The 16,219-nt window shown below is 71.0% G+C and carries 15 protein-coding genes; 7 read left to right on the top strand and 8 right to left on the bottom strand.

Annotation, left to right across the window (positions count from 1 at the left end):
* Positions 1 to 428 precede the first annotated feature (428 nt).
* The 3 genes from TR48_RS32240 to TR48_RS32230 are packed head-to-tail and all read left to right on the top strand — an operon-like array spanning position 429 to position 2,327.
* On the top strand, positions 429 to 1,151 hold the full coding sequence (locus tag TR48_RS32240) for a TetR/AcrR family transcriptional regulator (protein ID WP_161789949.1): 723 nt from the start codon (positions 429 to 431) through the stop codon (positions 1,149 to 1,151).
* A complete protein-coding gene (locus tag TR48_RS32235; RefSeq protein WP_052443228.1) occupies positions 1,148 to 1,873 on the top strand; it encodes a 4'-phosphopantetheinyl transferase family protein in 726 nt (241 codons plus the stop codon). The genes TR48_RS32240 and TR48_RS32235 overlap by 4 nt, the downstream gene beginning before the upstream one ends.
* A gap of 43 nt (positions 1,874 to 1,916) precedes the next feature.
* On the top strand, positions 1,917 to 2,327 hold the full coding sequence (locus TR48_RS32230) for a CoA-binding protein (protein WP_042373908.1): 411 nt from the start codon (positions 1,917 to 1,919) through the stop codon (positions 2,325 to 2,327).
* Here the strand turns inward: TR48_RS32230 and TR48_RS39800 are convergent.
* Positions 2,299 to 2,955, bottom strand: a complete 657-nt coding sequence (locus tag TR48_RS39800; protein WP_063771107.1) for a monooxygenase family protein — start codon at positions 2,953 to 2,955, stop codon at positions 2,299 to 2,301. The genes TR48_RS32230 and TR48_RS39800 overlap by 29 nt on opposite strands.
* 71 nt (positions 2,956 to 3,026) lie before the next feature.
* Between TR48_RS39800 and TR48_RS32220 the strand changes: the two genes are divergently transcribed.
* The gene (locus TR48_RS32220; RefSeq protein WP_042373907.1) at positions 3,027 to 3,674 is read left to right on the top strand and encodes a MerR family transcriptional regulator; all 648 of its coding nucleotides are present in this window, start codon (positions 3,027 to 3,029) and stop codon (positions 3,672 to 3,674) included.
* Positions 3,675 to 3,681: 7 nt separating this feature from the next.
* Here the strand turns inward: TR48_RS32220 and TR48_RS32215 are convergent, their stop codons facing one another.
* The 4 genes from TR48_RS32215 to TR48_RS32200 all read right to left on the bottom strand — a co-directional run bounded on the left by TR48_RS32215 (position 3,682) and on the right by TR48_RS32200 (position 8,443).
* On the bottom strand, positions 3,682 to 5,319 hold the full coding sequence (locus TR48_RS32215) for an amidohydrolase (protein WP_042373906.1): 1,638 nt from the start codon (positions 5,317 to 5,319) through the stop codon (positions 3,682 to 3,684).
* A 223-nt stretch (positions 5,320 to 5,542) separates the two neighbouring features.
* Complete coding sequence (locus TR48_RS32210; protein WP_042373921.1) at positions 5,543 to 6,712, bottom strand: dipeptidase; 1,170 nt, start codon at positions 6,710 to 6,712, stop codon at positions 5,543 to 5,545.
* Positions 6,713 to 6,749: 37 nt separating this feature from the next.
* The gene (purE, locus tag TR48_RS32205; RefSeq protein ID WP_042373905.1) at positions 6,750 to 7,277 is read right to left on the bottom strand and encodes a 5-(carboxyamino)imidazole ribonucleotide mutase; all 528 of its coding nucleotides are present in this window, start codon (positions 7,275 to 7,277) and stop codon (positions 6,750 to 6,752) included.
* Positions 7,274 to 8,443 (bottom strand): 5-(carboxyamino)imidazole ribonucleotide synthase, encoded by a 1,170-nt coding sequence (locus TR48_RS32200; RefSeq protein ID WP_084729936.1) that lies wholly within the window; start codon positions 8,441 to 8,443, stop codon positions 7,274 to 7,276. Before TR48_RS32200 ends, purE begins: the two co-directional genes overlap by 4 nt.
* A gap of 219 nt (positions 8,444 to 8,662) precedes the next feature.
* Here TR48_RS32200 and TR48_RS32195 point away from each other — a divergent pair, with 219 nt between their 5' ends.
* Complete coding sequence (locus TR48_RS32195; protein ID WP_042373903.1) at positions 8,663 to 9,190, top strand: GtrA family protein; 528 nt, start codon at positions 8,663 to 8,665, stop codon at positions 9,188 to 9,190.
* A gap of 95 nt (positions 9,191 to 9,285) precedes the next feature.
* Here the strand turns inward: TR48_RS32195 and TR48_RS32190 are convergent, their stop codons facing one another.
* Complete coding sequence (locus TR48_RS32190) at positions 9,286 to 10,530, bottom strand: sensor histidine kinase (RefSeq protein ID WP_042373902.1); 1,245 nt, start codon at positions 10,528 to 10,530, stop codon at positions 9,286 to 9,288.
* A 15-nt stretch (positions 10,531 to 10,545) separates the two neighbouring features.
* Complete coding sequence (locus tag TR48_RS32185; protein ID WP_042373901.1) at positions 10,546 to 11,220, bottom strand: response regulator transcription factor; 675 nt, start codon at positions 11,218 to 11,220, stop codon at positions 10,546 to 10,548.
* A 141-nt stretch (positions 11,221 to 11,361) separates the two neighbouring features.
* Here TR48_RS32185 and TR48_RS32180 point away from each other — a divergent pair, with 141 nt between their 5' ends.
* Positions 11,362 to 12,864: a peptide MFS transporter gene (locus TR48_RS32180; protein ID WP_042373900.1), complete on the top strand. Its 1,503-nt coding sequence runs from the start codon at positions 11,362 to 11,364 to the stop codon at positions 12,862 to 12,864.
* Between the two features lie 207 nt (positions 12,865 to 13,071).
* Positions 13,072 to 14,595 (top strand): peptide MFS transporter, encoded by a 1,524-nt coding sequence (locus tag TR48_RS32175; RefSeq protein ID WP_042373899.1) that lies wholly within the window; start codon positions 13,072 to 13,074, stop codon positions 14,593 to 14,595.
* 68 nt (positions 14,596 to 14,663) lie between these two features.
* On the opposite strand, the gene TR48_RS43810 is transcribed toward TR48_RS32175, so the two are convergent.
* Entirely contained in the window at positions 14,664 to 16,136 is a 1,473-nt protein-coding gene (locus tag TR48_RS43810; protein WP_042373898.1) for a hypothetical protein, read from the bottom strand.
* Positions 16,137 to 16,219 lie beyond the last annotated feature (83 nt).

Here is a 16,219-nt window from a genome sequence, read left to right as displayed (position 1 = left end):
CCTCAACACAGAACAGCCGGCTGCTATGCGCCTGGCCGATGAAATCCCCCGATTTCACGTGGGAGGCTGCCTGCCTCCCGTCGAACGCTTTCGAAGCTACATGCCCGACTCTCGCGCTGCAAGTCCCGAAAAATCTTTCCGCTGTGACCCCCGCCACCGCGGGAATTCAATAACTGAAGATTCAACGAATGCCGAGGACAGGCACATCCAGCCCTCGTCGCAAAAGCGATGAGGGCACCACTGGAAAATGAAAATGCCGAACCACCCCGGTCGGCTGTCAGGTCAGGCGCCCGCGCCCGACCGATCCCCCCGAACCCCCGTCACACATCCCCCGTACTCCGCGCCCTGGAGCGCGCCGCCCTGCCGCTCCCCCCGTCCTCCAGAGCGGCCACCTCCAGTGATAACGCCGTTATGGCATGATGTCAAACGTGACACGCAAGCAAACCCACAGATCCGATCCGGGCCCCCCAGCCCCGATGCGGGACCGACTCGTCGAGGCAGCGGCCCGGATTCTGGCCGAGCACGGGCCCAGCTCCCTCTCGGCCCGGCGCCTGGCGGCGGAGGCCGGCACCTCCACCATGTCGGTCTACACGCACTTCGGAAGCATGGACGACGTCGTCCAGGAGGTGCTGACGGCTTCGACGCTCAACCTGCACCGCCTGCTCGAGCGCGTCCCCCGCGGCGATGACCCCGTCGCACACGTCGCCCTGTTGGGCCGGGTGTACCGGAGCGCGGCACTGCGCCGCCCGCACATCTTCGCCGCGGCGTCGGCCAAGGGCCTCCTGTCCCAGGGCGACGCGGGCGCTTCGACGCCGCCTCGCGGCTTCACCTGGCAAACCCTCGTGCAAGCGGTGCAGGACTGCCTGGACGCGGGCCGCTACCGTCGGCCGCAGGACAGCGAACTGGGTGCGTACCTTCACTGGGCGTCCGTGCACGGCTTCGTCACCCTTGAGCTCTCGGGCATGGCCCCGACGAGCGGCGTTTCCGGCCTCCCGTTCGAGACCATGCTGGAAGGCCTCGCCATCGGCGCAGGCGACGACCCGGCACGAGCCGTGGCGTCCGTCGCCGCCTCCCGGGACACCTTCGCGGACTGGAACCGCCCGACGGACTCGGACCAGGAGCCTGCGCCGGCCCAAGGACCGGGCGGGTGAGCACCTCGGAAACGCAACTGTGGTGGTGGGAGATACCAGGCGCCCCGCAGGCCGCCGACCTGGCAGTGCTGACGGACCACGAACGCGAGCGCACCGCTCGTCACCGCGCTCCGCACCGGGCCGCCGAGTTCGCCACGAGCCGTGCCGCCGTCCGGCGCATCCTGGCGGATCGCCTGGACGTACGACCGGACGCCGTCATGATCGGCCAGGGCCCGTGCCCCGGCTGCCGCGCTGCGGACCACGGCCCGCCGACGGTCCTGCTCCCCGCCACGGACATCCGCTTCAGCGTGTCCCACACGTCCGGCATCGGGTGCATGTCCCTCAGTCAGGCGACCGCAGTGGGCGTGGACGTGGAAGCCGTTCGCCGGGTGGACCCGACGGCGGTCGACAAGGCCTTCTCGGCCGGGGAACGCGCCTATATTCGCTCCGCGCCGCCCGGACGCGCGCGCGACGTCGCGACCCAGCGCTGCTGGACCCGCAAGGAGGCGGTGCTCAAGGCGGAAGGCATCGGCGTCACGTGCGACCTCACCGCCGTCGACACCCTGCCGGGCCTCGACGAGGCCCTGGTGGACGGTCCGGCGCCAGATCCGCAGCACCACGGGACGGCGCGCTCCTGGCGTGTGCTGAGCCTGTGGCTCGGCACCCGCCATCTGGCCGCCGTCGCCAGGTCTCCGGACTCCGGCCCGGTGGCCGTCCGTCGTGTCGGCCGCCCGGTGCCGTAGGGTTCCCATCAGGGTGGGCGACCGAGGGGCGGAGGACCAGGCGATGTACGGCGATGCCGCAACCGTACGGCGGATCCTCACCGAGTCCGGAGACACCTGGGCGATCGTGGGGCTGTCGAACAACAGCGAACGCGCCGCCTACGGCGTGGCCCGGGTGCTGCAGCGATACGGCAAGCGGATCGTGCCGGTGCACCCCAAGGCCGAGACCGTGCACGGCGAGCCCGGGTACCGGAGCCTCGCGGACATCCCGTTCCCGGTGGACGTGGTGGACGTGTTCGTGAACAGCGAGCTGGCGGGCGCCGTCGCGGATCAGGCCGTGGCCGTCGGCGCGAAGGCGGTCTGGTTCCAGCTCGGCGTCGTCGACGAGGACGCGTACGGCCGGGCGCTGACGGCCGGGGTGGACATCGTGATGAACAAGTGCCCCGCTATCGAGATCCCGCTGCTGGACGACTGACCTCGCCGCCGGCCTCGCCGAGGTCGTCGCGCAGGGTGGCGGCGGCCTGCTCCGCGGTGGTGGCGACGTAGCCGTGACCGCTCGGGCGGGGGACGGCGGGCCGAAGGCCCATGATCGCGCCCAGGCCGACGCGCGGCATGTCGGCATAGAGGGCCTCGTACGCGCCGGCGCGGACCGAGAGCAGCTCGTGCCAGACGCCGACCGCGCCCCTGCTGGTGGCGTAGCGGCACCAGAAGGCGTCCTGGGCCGGGCGGTGCCTGCGGTCGGCCGCGGTGGCGAAGGCGCGGACGTCGCCCGCGCGACGCCAGTACTGGACGACGGTGACCTGGCGCGGAGCCGGTCCGAGCAGCAGCCGGTAGCCGAGCAGGCCGCTCGAAGGGTCGGCCGCGAGCTCCTTCAGCATCGGCGTCATCGCGCGCAGGGCGGGCAGCCAGTGCCGGACGGCGCGCCAGCGGTTCACCCGCAGTCCGATGAGCAGGACGGCGACGGGTTCGTCGCTTTCGGCGAGGTGGCGGCCGAGCAGGAGACCGCCCTGCGCGTCGGAGCCGGGTGCCGCGGGAAGACCCGGACGGGTCCATTCGGGCAGGATCGGGGAGCGTGTACCTCTGGCGGAGCCGAAGTCAGGCATAGAAAGATAGTGGCACTATCCTTGCTCGTCCGTCCAGCCTTCCCCCGAACCGGATCGGAGCTCATCCCCCCGTGCAGCTGTCCGAGTTGAGCCGACGCAGCGGTGTCTCCGCCGCCAGCATCAAGTACTACCTGCGCGAGGGCCTGCTGCCGCCCGGGGTGACGGTCAGCGCGCGCAAGGCCGAGTACGACGAGGACCACCTGCGCCGGCTGCGGCTGATCCGGGCGCTGCTCACCGTCGGCGGGATGTCCGTCGCACAGGCCCGCGACGTGCTCGCCGCCTCGCACGATCCGGCCTTCGACCGGCACACGCGGCTCGGCGTCGCGCAGTACCTGCTCCCGCCGCACGTCACCGCGCCGCCGGAGGACACGCCGGAGGGCGCGACGTGGCGCGAACGGCGTGGCGAGGTGCTGACACTGCTCCGCGACGACCTCGGCTGGCAGATCCACGACGGCGCGCCCGCGCTCGACGCCCTGACCGAGGCGCTGACCACGCTCGACTCGCTCGGCTACGCCACCGCCACCGCGTCCCTGCGCGACTACGCCGTCGCGCTGCGCCCGATCGCCGAGAAGGAACTCGCGATCGTCGACGAGCACCCGGCCATCGACGAGGCGATCGAGGCGGTCGTCGCCCACACCGTCCTGTACGAGCCGGTGCTGCTGTCGCTGCGCAGGCTCGCGCACGAGGACGTGTCGGCGCGGCTCCATCCGCCGGCCTGACGCGGCCTCAGTCGGCGGCGTACACCCGCTCGCCGCCGACGAAGGTCTGCTCGACGCGGGTCGCGCCGATCTCGTCCTGCGGGCCCGCGTACGGGTCGCGGTCGACGACGACGAGGTCGGCCAGCGCGCCGGGGCGGATCACGCCCGCGTCGTCGAGATGGTTCACATGCGCGCTGCCCGCCGTGTAGGCGGCGATCGCGGTGGTGAGATCCAGGCGCTGCTCCGGGAGGAAGGCTTCACGGTCCTCCGCGTGGTTGACCCGGTTCACAGCCACGTGGATGCCGAGCCACGGGTCGGGCGAGGACACCGGCCAGTCGCTGCCCGCCGCCAGCGTCGACCCCGCCCGCAGCAGGTCGCCGAACGGGTACTGCCACGACGCCAGTTCTCCGCCGAGGAACGGGATGCACAGCTCGTCCAGCTGCGGCTCGTGCGCCGCCCACAGCGGCTGCAGGTTCGCGACCGCGCCGAGGCGCGCGAAGCGCGGCACATCGTCCGGGTGCACGACCTGCAGATGCGCGAGGTGGTGCCGGTTGTCACGGCGCCCGTTGGCGGCGATCGCCGCCTCCACCGCGTCCAGTGCCTCGCGCACCGCGCGGTCGCCGAGGGCATGGAAGTGCACCTGGAAGCCGAGCGCGTCCAACTCGGTCACATACGACTTGAGCGCCTCGGGGTCGACGAAGCTGAGCCCGCTGTTCGCCGTCGTGCAGCCGCAGGCGTCCTTGTAGGGAACCGTCATGGCCGCGGTCCAGTTCTCCGCGATGCCGTCCTGCATGATCTTCACCGACCCGGCCCGGAACCGACCCGCCGTCAGCTTGTCGCGACGCGCGACCAGCTCGGGGATCTGCTCGGCCCCGCGCTCGCGGTCCCACCACAGCGCGCCGTTCACCCGCGCCGTCAGCCGCCCGTCACCGGCCGCCGCGAGGTAGGCGTCGGAGACGTCCGGCTGTCCGTTGAAGACGCCGAGGATCGCGTCCTGCCAGGCGGTGATCCCGAGCGAGTGCAGGTACGCCTGCGCGCGCAGCAGCCCCTTGACCCGGTCCTCGACCGTGCCCTTCGGCACGACGCGGGCGACGAGGTTGGTCGCGCCCTCCTGCAGCATGCCGGACGGGGTGCCGTCCGCCGCGCGCTCGATCCGGCCGTCGGCCGGGTCGGGCGTCCGGGCGGTGACGCCGGCGAGTTCGAGAGCGCGGGTGTTGGCCCAGGCCCCGTGGTGGTCGCGGTTCAGCAGGAGGACCGGCCGGTCCGGCACGATCTCGTCCAGCAGCGCGCGGCTCGGCTGCCCGCCCTCGAACGCCTCCATGGCCCACCCCGCCCCGGTGATCCACGGCTGCGCCGGATGCGTGGCCGCGTAGGCGGCGATGCGGCGGCGGTACTCCCCGAGATCGGTGACGCCGGACAGGTCGCACTCGCCCATCTCCACGCCGCCGTACACCGCGTGCACGTGCGCGTCCTGGAACCCCGGCAGCAACGCCCTGCCCCGCAGGTTGACGATCTCCGTCTCCGGCCCGGCCAGCTCCAGCAGGTCGTCGTGCCCGACGGCCAGCACCTTCTGCCCGCTCACGGCGACGGCGGTGGCCCGGGTCCGCGCGGCGTCCATCGTGATGACGGGACCACCTACGAAGAGGAGGTCGATGTCGTTCGCCATGCGGATTCCCCCTGTCAACGGCGTTGTCAGAAGAATGCTAACCGCTGCCAGGGCATATGCCGGGAGCCGGGGACGGTCACCTGACCGCATGTCAGCAACGCTGCGCACACGCAGGGGCGCGGGGAACTGCGCGACAAGCCACCCGCCCACGTAGAGCCCCGAACGCGCAGGGCCATCCGCATGTCAGTGGTTGCTCGCGCCGAGCCCCGCGCCCCTGAGGTTGCTAGCCGTCCAGTTGGTCGATGGTCGCGATGGACGGAGCGACCTCCGCCATCCCCCGGGCCACCGACTCCGCGTCGCGGAGGACGCGGACCGCGTTGCCCCACGTGAGCTTGGCGAGGTCGTCCCGGGACCACCCGCGTCGCATCAGCTCGGCGACGAGGTTCGGGTAGCCGGCCACGTCCTCCAGGCCCTGCGGGGTGAACGCCGTGCCGTCGTAGTCCCCACCGAGGCCGATGTGATCGACGCCGGCCACCTCGCGCATGTGGTCGAGGTGGTCGGCCACCGTCGCCTCCGTGGCGAGGGGCCGCGGGTTCGCCGCCTCGAACGCCGACTGGACCGCGAGGCCCTCGGGCGAGAGGTCGAGCGGGTGGAAGCCGTGGGCGACCATGTTCTCGTCCGCGCGCCGGGTCCAGGCGACCGCCTCGGGGAGGATGAACTTCGGCACGAACGTCGCCATCGCCACGCCGCCGTTCGCCGGCAGGGCGGCCAGCACGTCGTCGGGGACGTTGCGGACGTGGTCGCAGACGGCCCGCGCGGACGAGTGCGAGAAGACGACCGGGGCGGCCGTCACCCGCAGCGCCGCCCGCATGGTGTCCGCGGAGACGTGCGAGAGGTCGACCAGCATGCCGAGGCGGTTCATCTCCCGCACGACCTCCTCGCCGAAGCGGGTGAGGCCGCCCGCCTTCGGCTCGTCGGTCGCGGAGTCCGCCCAGTCGTTGTTGTCGTTGTGCGTGAGCGTCATGTACCGGACGCCCAGCGCGTGCAGCGCGCGCAGCGCCGCCAGGGAGTTGTTGATGGAGTGGCCGCCCTCGGCGCCCATCAGCGAGGCGATCTTCCCCTCCGCCCGCGCCGTCTCCATCTCGTCCGCCGTCAGCGCGAGGCGCAACTGCTCCGGGTAGCGGGCGACCAGGGCGTGGACGAAGTCCACCTGCTCCAGCGTCGCGGTGACCGCGTCGGTCCCCTCCACCCGCGACGGGGTGGAGGGAACGTAGACGGACCAGAACTGCGCGCCGACGCCGCCGGCGCGCAGCCGGGCGAGGTCGGTGTGCAGGTGGCTGCGCTGGTCGTCGGCGATGTCGCGGCGGTCCAGGTCGTAGCGGACCTGCTCGCGCAGCTTCCAGGGCAGGTCGTTGTGCCCGTCGACGATGGGGTGCTCGGCGAGCAGGTCCATCGCCCGGGCCAGCAGCTCGGCGTCGGCCACCGCGCGCTCAGCCGCCGAAGCCGAAGCTCGCGCCGGTGCCGACCTTGGACCGCAGCTTGCGGCCCTTCTCGGTGGCCTGCTCGTTCAACTCCTGCTGGAACTCGGCCATGCGCTGGGCGAGGTCCGGGTCGAACGCGGCGAGCAGCCGGACGGCGAGCAGGCCCGCGTTGCGGGCGCCGCCGATCGAGACCGTGGCCACGGGGACGCCGGCCGGCATCTGCACGATGGACATCAGCGAGTCCATGCCGTCCAGGTACTTGAGAGGCACCGGGACGCCGATGACCGGCAGCGTGGTGACCGAGGCGAGCATGCCCGGCAGGTGCGCGGCGCCGCCGGCGCCCGCGATGATCGCCTTCAGGCCCCGGCCGGCCGCGGACTCACCGTAGGAGACCATCTCGCGCGGCATCCGGTGCGCGGAGACGACGTCCACCTCGAAGGGGATCTCGAACTCCTCCAGCGCCCGGGCGGCGGCCTCCATGACGGGCCAGTCGGAGTCCGAGCCCATGACGATGCCGACGAGCGGCTGCTCGCTCATTCTGTGATGTCCCCTCGAAGGTACGCGGCGGCGTGGCGGGCGCGCTCGCGCACGTCCTCCAGGTCGTCGCCGAACACTGTGACGTGGCCCACCTTACGGCCGGGCTTCACGTCCTTGCCGTACATGTGGATGCGCAGTCCCGGGTCGCGCGCCATGCAATGCAGGTACGCGCTGTACATGTCCGGGTAGTCGCCGCCGAGCACGTTCACCATGACCGTCCACGGCTGACGCGGACGCGGGTCGCCGAGCGGCAGGTCCAGCACGGCGCGGATGTGGTTCTCGAACTGCGAGGTGACCGCGCCGTCGATGCTCCAGTGTCCGGAGTTGTGCGGACGCATGGCCAGCTCGTTGACGAGGACGCGGCCGTCGCGGGTCTCGAACAGCTCGACGGCCAGGTGGCCGGTGATGTCCAGCTCGCCCGCGATGCGCAGGGCGAGCGCCTGTGCCTCGGCGGCGAGTTCCGCGGAGAGGTTCGGCGCGGGGGCGACGACCTCGTGGCAGATGCCGTCCTTCTGGACGGACTCGACCACCGGGTAGGCCACGGCCTGCCCGTGCGGGGAGCGCACGACGTCGGCGGCGAGTTCGCGCACGAAGTCGACCTTCTCCTCGGCCAGCACCGGCACGCCGGCCTGGAACGGCTCGGCGGCCTCGGTCTCGTCGTCGACAACCCAGACGCCCTTGCCGTCGTAGCCCCCGCGGGTGGTCTTCAACACCACCGGATACCCGCCCTTGTCCGAGTCGCTTCGCGACGCGCCTTCACCCTCTTGGGCGAACCGGGTCACGTCCGCCGCGTCGGCGACGAGGCGGTGGCGGGGGCAGGGCACGCCGAGGCTGTCCAGCTTGGCCCGCATCAGACCCTTGTCCTGGGCGAACACCAGCGCGTCCGGGCCCGGGCGGACGTTGACGCCCTCCGCGAGGAGTGTGCGCAGGTGTTCCGTGGGTACGTGCTCGTGGTCGAAGGTGATGACGTCGCACCCGGCGGCGAAGCGGCGCAGCGTGTCGAGATCGCGGTAGTCGCCGAGGACGACGTCGTTCACCACCAACGAGGCCGAGTCCTGCGGCGTGTCCGCCAGCAGCCTGAATCGCACGCCCAGCGGGATCGCCGCGTCGTGCGCCATCCGGGCCAGCTGCCCGCCACCGATCATGCCCACTACCGGAAAAGTCACATCGCAAGGATATCGGGCCCCGGAATGATCAGATCCGCGCAGGTCGTGGGGCAGCTGTGAAGGTGCGAGAGGGGCAGAGTTCCGTGAGGATTTAACAGGAGAAGTATTTGTCACACCGGCGAGCCGACTATCGTCGTGTACGGCACACGCACCTGCGCGTCGAGCGCGAGGCACGACGAACCCGCGCCCAGTAGCCGAGTAGAGACGGATCCTGCTGTCATGACCGCTTCCCCCCTCACCGGCGGACGTACGCCGAGCGCCTTGCGTCGCCTTGCGAACGAGGTGGCCAAGTTCGGCATCGTCGGGATATCCGGCCTGGTCGTCCAGCTGGTCAGCCTGAGTGTGCTGCTGGACATGAAGATGCAGCCGGTCCGCGCCAACATCGTCGCCACGGTGATCGCGATCGCGACCAACTACATCGGCTACCGCTACTGGGTCTACCGGGACTCGGACAAGAAGACGCGTTCGCGCGAGATCTCGCTGTTCCTGGTCTTCAGCGCGATCGGCCTGGTCATCCAGAGCGGCGTGCTGTACCTGCTCACGTACGGCCTGGACATGACCTCCAAGCTGGAGACGATGGTCGGCACCATCCTCGGCATCGCGGTGGCGACGGTCTTCCGCTTCTGGGCCTACCGGACGTGGGTCTTCCGCGTCGTGCCGCAGGCCGAAGAGGCCCTCGACGCGGCCGAGCAGATCCTGGCCGCGGAGCACGTGAAGCGCAGCACGACGGTGACCCACCGCCGCTGAGGCCGTCCGGCACTTGAGGCGCATGAGAGAGGGGCGCGGGGCTCGACTGAGCTCCGCGCCCCTCTCTCATGCGCCGCGGACTACGTCTGCCTCGCCTACGTATGCCGCGCCATGAACAGCGCGAAGACCGGCGGCCGTTGCGAGAGCAGTTCGAGGCGACCGCCGTCGGCCTCGGCGAGGTCGCGGGCCACCGCGAGGCCGATGCCGGTGCTGTTGTGGCCGCTGACCGCGCGCTCGAAGACCCGGGCGCCGAGCTCGTCGGGCACGCCGGCACCCTCGTCCTGGACCTCGATGACGACGCGGGTGTCCCGGACGCGCGTGCGGATGGTGACGTTGCCGTCCCCGTGCATCAGCGAGTTCTCGATCAGGGCGGCGATCACCTGCGCGACCGCGCCCGGCGTGCCGACCGCCCACAGGCCGGGCGGGCCCTCGATGTACAGCTTGCGGCCGTAGCGGCGCAGGGCGGGGCGCCACTCCTCGGCCTGCTGCTTGATGACCTCGTCCACGTCGAACGCGACCGCTGCCGCGTTGCGCGGCTCCCTGCTGTTGGTGAGCAGCCGCTGCACCACGTCGGTCAGGCGTTCCACCTGGCCGAGGGCGATCGCGGCCTCCTCCTTCACGGTGTCCAGGTCGTCCGTCTCGACGATCTCCTCCAGCCGCATCGACAGCGCGGTCAGCGGCGTGCGCAACTGGTGGGAGGCGTCGGCGGCGAGGCGGCGCTCGGCCGTGAGCATCCGGCCGATCCGCTCCGCGCTCTGGTCGAGGACCTCGGCGACGCGGTCGAGCTCGGCCATGCCGTAGCGGCGCTGACGCGGACGGGGGTCGCCCGAGCCGAGGCGTTCGGCAGTCTGGGCCAGCTCGATCAGCGGGCGGGTGATGCGCTTGGACTGCCAACCGGCCAGGGCCATCGCCGCGGCCACGGTCAGCGCGGCGACGCCGACGAGCAGCAGCAGCATCCGCACGATCGAGTTGTCGACGGGACCGCGGGACTCCTGGACGACGATGGTCTCGCCGTGCGGGCCGGTCTCGGTCGCGGTGACCGGGTCGGCGCCCGAGGGCGGTACACCGATGACGATCGGCGCGGCGACGCCGGGGATGCGGGCGACGGCGTAGCGGCCGGAGCCGGAGTCGTTCAGGCCGACCAGCGAGGCCCCGTCGATCGGCTCCTTCGCCGCGTAGCGGTTCTCGATGACGCCGACCATGTGCAGCGCCTCGGTCTTCACCGCGTCCGACGCGGCGCCCTCGATGCTGCGCTTCTCGACCAGGGCCAGCGGCACGCTGAACAGGGCGACGGTCACCAGCACCACCGCCAGGGTGGAGTTGAGCAGCCTGCGTTTCACCTGCGACCGCCCCGCCTAGCCCTTTTCGAAACGGAAGCCCACGCCGCGCACCGTGGTGATGTACCGGGGGCTGGCCGCGTCGTCGCCCAGCTTCTTGCGGAGCCACGAGATGTGCATGTCGAGGGTCTTCGTGGAGGTCCACCAGGTGGTGTCCCAGACCTCGCGCATGATCTGCTCGCGGGTGACCACCCGGCCCGCGTCGCGGACCAGGACGCGCAGCAGTTCGAACTCCTTGGCGGAGAGCTGCATCTCCTCGTCGCCGAGCCACGCGCGGTGGGACTCGACGTCGATCTTGACGCCGTGCGCGCCGGTGGTGAGGTCGCCGGTGCCGCGACGGAGCAGCGCCCGGACCCGGGCCAGCAGCTCGGCGAGCCGGAACGGCTTGGTGACGTAGTCGTCCGCGCCGGCGTCGAGGCCGACGACGGTGTCCACCTCGTCGGCGCGGGCGGTGAGCACGAGTACGGGGAAGCCGTGGCCGTCGGCGCGCAGACGGCGGGCGACCTCCAGGCCGTCCATGCCGGGCAGGCCGAGGTCGAGCACGAGCAGGTCGACGCCGCCACCGCTGCCGGCGGTCTCCAGCGCCGTCGGGCCGTCCTCGCGGACGATCACCTCGTAGCCCTCACGGCGCAGGGCGCGGGCGAGCGGCTCGGAGATGGCGATGTCGTCCTCGGCCAGCAGTACACGCGTCATGCGTCGATCGTAGTGCGCCCAGGGCCCATGCCCGGCTTCCGTCGAACGGAGCACAGCCGGGCATTGCGCGCCGTCGATCACGATCATCTCGCTTAACCTCAGCAAAAGTCGCGAAAGACGCATAACGCATCGGAGCAGCTGATGGCGCAGGACGTGGCGCAGGGCCGGGACACCAGTCCGGAGCACCACCACCGCACCTTCTTCGGTCACCCGTGGGGCCTGGCGACGCTGTTCACCACCGAGATGTGGGAGCGGTTCAGCTACTACGGGATGCGCGCCCTGCTCGTCCTTTACCTGACGGCCCCCCACGACGAGGGCGGCCTCGCCTTCTCCGCGAGCGCGGCCACCGCCGTCTACAGCGTCTACGTGTCGATGGTCTACCTGCTGACGCTGCCGGGCGGCTGGGTGGCGGACCGGATCTGGGGGCCGCGCAGGACGGTCGCCGTGGCCGGTGGCGTGATCATGGTGGGGCACTTCCTGCTCGCCCTGCCCGCGACCGGGTCGTTCTTCGCGGGGCTGGTCTTCATCGCGCTGGGCACGGGACTGCTGAAGGCCAACGTCTCGACGATGGTCGGCCAGCTCTACGACGGGCCCACCGACCCGCGCCGGGACGGCGGCTTCACCGTCTTCTACATGGGCATCAACATCGGCGCCTTCGCGGCGCCGCTGGTGATCGGCACGGTCGGCCAGAAGGTCGACTGGCACCTCGGCTTCGCCCTGGCCGGCGTCGGCATGGCGATCGGGCTGGTCATCTACCTGTTCGGGATGCGGACGCTGAGCCCGCACAGCAGCGTCGTCCCCACCCCGCTCGGCGCGGCCGAGCGGCGCGGCGTGCTGCGCAAGGGCCTGTTCTGGCTGGCGGTCGCCGCCGTCTTCTACGGGATCGTCATCGGCACCGGCAACTTCACGCTGAACTGGGCGACGGTCCCGCTGACGGTCATCGGGTTGCTGGTCCCGGCCTGGATGCTGTTCCGGATCAAGCACGACCGGGACCTCTCGCCGCTGGAGAACCAGAAGATGACCGGCTACATCTGGTTCTTCGTCGCGGCGGCGATCTTCTGGATGATCTACGACCAGGGCGGCTCGACGCTCAACCTCTTCGCCCAGGACAACACCTCGAGCAGCCTGGCCGGGGTGCACTTCCCGTCCAGCTGGTTCCAGTCGCTGAACCCGCTCTACATCATGGCGCTCGGCCCGGTCTTCGCCTGGATGTGGCAGTGGCTGGCGGCCCGGGACAAGGAGCCCCAGACAGCGACGAAGTTCTCTGTCGGCCTGATCCTGGTCGGCCTCTCCTTCGCGGTCTTCCTCGGCGCGCTGGCGGCGGCGTCCGGCGGCGCGACGGCGACCCCGCTGTGGCTGTGCCTGGTCTACCTGATCCAGACCGTCGGCGAGCTGTGCCTCTCCCCCGTCGGCCTCTCGGTGACCACCAAGCTGGCCCCGGAGAAGTACGGCAGCCAGATGATGGGCGTCTGGTTCCTGGCGGTGACGGCGGGCGACTGCGCCACCTCACTGGCCACGACGGCCGGCGCGGACCTCAACAGCCGTGGCTACGTGGCGGCGGAGGTCGCCCTCGCCGTGCTGGCCGGGCTGGCGATCCTGCTCAACCGCCGGAAGATCCACGGCTACCTGGGCGAGGTCCACTGAGAACCAGCTCACATCCCGTCACCGCAGGATCTGCATGCAGAAGGGGTCTTAGGCCGAAGATTCGAAGGTCATCAATGGGTCACTGGCCACATTTATGCGAAACTGAATCCGATGATTGAGATCATTTCATCACCTGAACGGTCAAAAGCAGCCAAACGCTGCCCTACAGTTGGGCAACCCCTGTAAGAACCTGCAAGGAACTTGCCCATGACGCCGATACCTGTCGAGGTCGCTGCGGAAGCGGTCACCACCGTCACCGCCAACGGCTCCCCCAGGAAGACGTTCTTCGGTCACCCGCGCGGCCTGTCCACGCTCTTCATGACCGAGATGTGGGAGCGCTTCAGCTTCTACGGAATGCGCGCGCTGCTGGTCCTCTATCTGGTCGCCCCCGCCGACAAGGGCGGGCTGGGCCTGGGCGCCGCAACCGGTGCCGCGATCTACAGCGTGTACAACGCCATGGTCTATCTGCTGGCCCTGCCCGGCGGCTGGATCTCCGACCGCTTCTGGGGCGCGCGTAAGACCGTGCTCATCGGTGGCGTGGTCATCATGATCGGCCACTTCCTGCTGGCGGTCCCCGCCGCGGCGTCGTTCTTCGTCGGCCTCGGCTTCATCGCCGTCGGCTCCGGCCTGCTCAAGGCCAACATCTCGACGATGGTCGGCCACCTGTACCCGGACAAGAACGACCCGCGCCGGGACGGCGGCTTCACGATCTTCTACATGGGGATCAACCTGGGCGCCTTCGCCGCGCCGCTGGTGATCGGGACCGTGGGCCAGAGTGTCAACTGGCACATCGGCTTCGCCCTGGCCGGCGTCGGCATGGCCCTGGGTCTGACCAACTACGTCTTCGGCGGCCGCAACCTCAGCCCGCAGTCCAGCGTCGTCACCTCGCCGATGGCCCGCGCCGAGCGCGTCTCGGTGATCCGCAAGGCGCTGTTCTGGCTGGCCCTGGCCGTGGTCTTCTTCGGCGCGGTCGCGCTGTCCGGCCACTTCACGATGGGCTGGGTCATCTGGACCCTCACCGTCGTCGGCCTGATCATCCCGGTCATCGTCTTCGCCCGCATCCGCCGGGACAAGGACCTGTCCACCGACGAGCGCGGCAAGCTCACCGGGTACATCTGGTTCTTCGTGGTCGCCGCCGTGTTCTGGATGATCTACGACCAGTCCGGTTCGACCCTGAGCCTGTTCGCGAACGACAACACGGCCAGCAAGCTGTTCGGTTTCAACTTCCCGAGCACCTGGTTCCAGTCGCTGAACCCGCTCTACATCATGGCGCTGGCCCCGGTCATGGCCTGGCTCTGGGTGTGGCTGCACCGCCGCGACAAGAACCCGAGCACGGCCGTGAAGTTCGGCGTCGGCCTGGCCCTGATCGGCCTGTCCTTCGGCGTCATGATGCTGGCGATGGCGGCCGCGTCCGGCGGTCACCTGGTCACCCCGCTGTGGCTGGCCCTGGTGTACCTGGTCCAGACCGTCGGCGAGCTCACGCTCTCCCCCGTCGGCCTGTCCGTCACCACCAAGCTGGCGCCGAAGAAGTACGCCAGTCAGATGATGGGCATCTGGTTCCTCGCGGTCACCGCGGGCGACTGCGTCGCCGCCGTCCTGCAGCAGGTCATGGGCAACGCGTTCCTGAGCACCACCTCGTTCGCCATCCAGGGCGCCGCCGCGCTGCTGGCCGGTGTGGCGATGGTGCTCTACCGCCGCAAGGTCCGTGCGCTGATGGGCGACGTGCACTGACGTCGCGCTGACACGCGGCAGGGGCGCTCCGCTTTCGCGGGGCGCCCCTGCCGCGTTCTCCGTCGTCGTCAGCGGCCCTTGCGCAGGCGACGCCACGGGGTGACCACGAAGACCGCCGCCCCCAGCAGCAGCACGGTGCCGCCGATCAGGCCGAGCGCCCGGTACGGGGCGTCGTTGCCGCCGGTCGCGGCGAGCCCGCCGGACGTACCGCCGCCCGAGGCGCCGGAAGCGCCCGAGGTGCCACCGGTGCCGGAGCCGGTGACGCCGCCCGTCCCGCTGCCCGCGGTGACCTGGAGGGTCAGCGAGGCGGCGGGCTTGTTGGAGGGCGTGCAGGTGGTGGTCGTGCCCAGCGCCTTGATCGTCAGCACGTCCGGGGTGAACGTCACCTGGCCGGTGTGTCCGGGAACGTAGGCGCCGGTCATGTCGCTCGGCTTGATCGGGGTGTTCGCCGGGATCGTGGCGCTGTTGGCCGGACCGGTCAGGGTCAGCCGGCCGTTGTCCACGCCCGCGACGGTGACGGTGGTGCTGGGCACCATCGACCCGGCGCTCAGGTCGACGGGCGAGGAGGAGACACCCGAGGCGAAGGACTCCGTGAGCGTGTAGCGGCCGCCGGACTCCTTGGCACTGATGGTGATCGTCGGAGTGGCGGTCTTGGCGCCGATCGGGGTCTGGCAGGTGTAGTCGACCTGGACGCCGGCGCCCGGGAAGCTGCCGCTCCCGCCGCCGCCCCCGGTCGTGCCCCCGCTGGTGGTCCCGCCGGTCGTGGTGGTGCCGCCCGAGGTCGTCCCACCGGTCGTCCCGCCCGTGGTGCCGCCCGAGGTCGTGCCCCCGCTGGTGGTCCCGCCGGTCGTGGTGGTGCCGCCCGAGGTCGTCCCACCGGTCGTCCCACCCGTGGTGCCGCCGGAGGTCGTACCCCCGCTGGTGGTCCCGCCGGTCGTGGTGGTGCCGCCCGAGGTCGTCCCACCGGTCGTCCCGCCCGTGGTGCCGCCCGAGGTCGTCCCGCCGCCTCCGGCGGCGACGTGCAGGGTGAGGGCGACCGGCGCGGTCGAGTCCGGCTTGCAGGGGGTGTCGGCGTGGAAGGTGCTGACGTTGACGTTGTAGTCGGCCGGGGTGATCGTCAGGTCCCCGGCGGCGGTCAGCTTCACGGTCCCCGTCATGTCCGAGAGCACCATCGGCGAGTTCTTCGGGATCAGCGGGTTCTGCCGAGGCCCGGTCATCGCCACAGTCCCCGTCTGAGCGCCGCCGACGGAGACGTGACCGGTCGGCTGCACGGTGTTGGGCTGCAGGTCGACATAGCCGGGGTTCTGCGCGGCGGCCTGGACGAACTTCCAGGTCAGCGTGACCGTGTCGCCGACCTTGGGACTCGCGTCGTCGCTGGTGACGTCGACGACCGTGGTGCCGTGCACCGCGCCGCCGACGGGCGGGTTGCAGGTGGTCGCGAAACTTGACTGGGCGGCCGAGGCGCTGGGCGCGGCGACCGCCAGGAGTGAGGCGGCGAGCAGGGCCGTCAGCGTGCCCCCGGCCAGCGGGATGCTGTTCACGTGTCAGTAGGCCTTTCCGCTTGGGGTGGTCGGCCCAGGGGTGCGGCCTGGGGTGGTGCGGTCACGGTCACCGTGCCGGGCGC

The organism is Streptacidiphilus neutrinimicus, assembly GCF_000787815.1.
Lineage (GTDB): Bacteria > Actinomycetota > Actinomycetes > Streptomycetales > Streptomycetaceae > Streptacidiphilus > Streptacidiphilus neutrinimicus.
The sequence above is the reverse complement of the archived record's forward strand: the minus strand, read 5'-3'. Positions and strand labels throughout refer to the sequence as shown.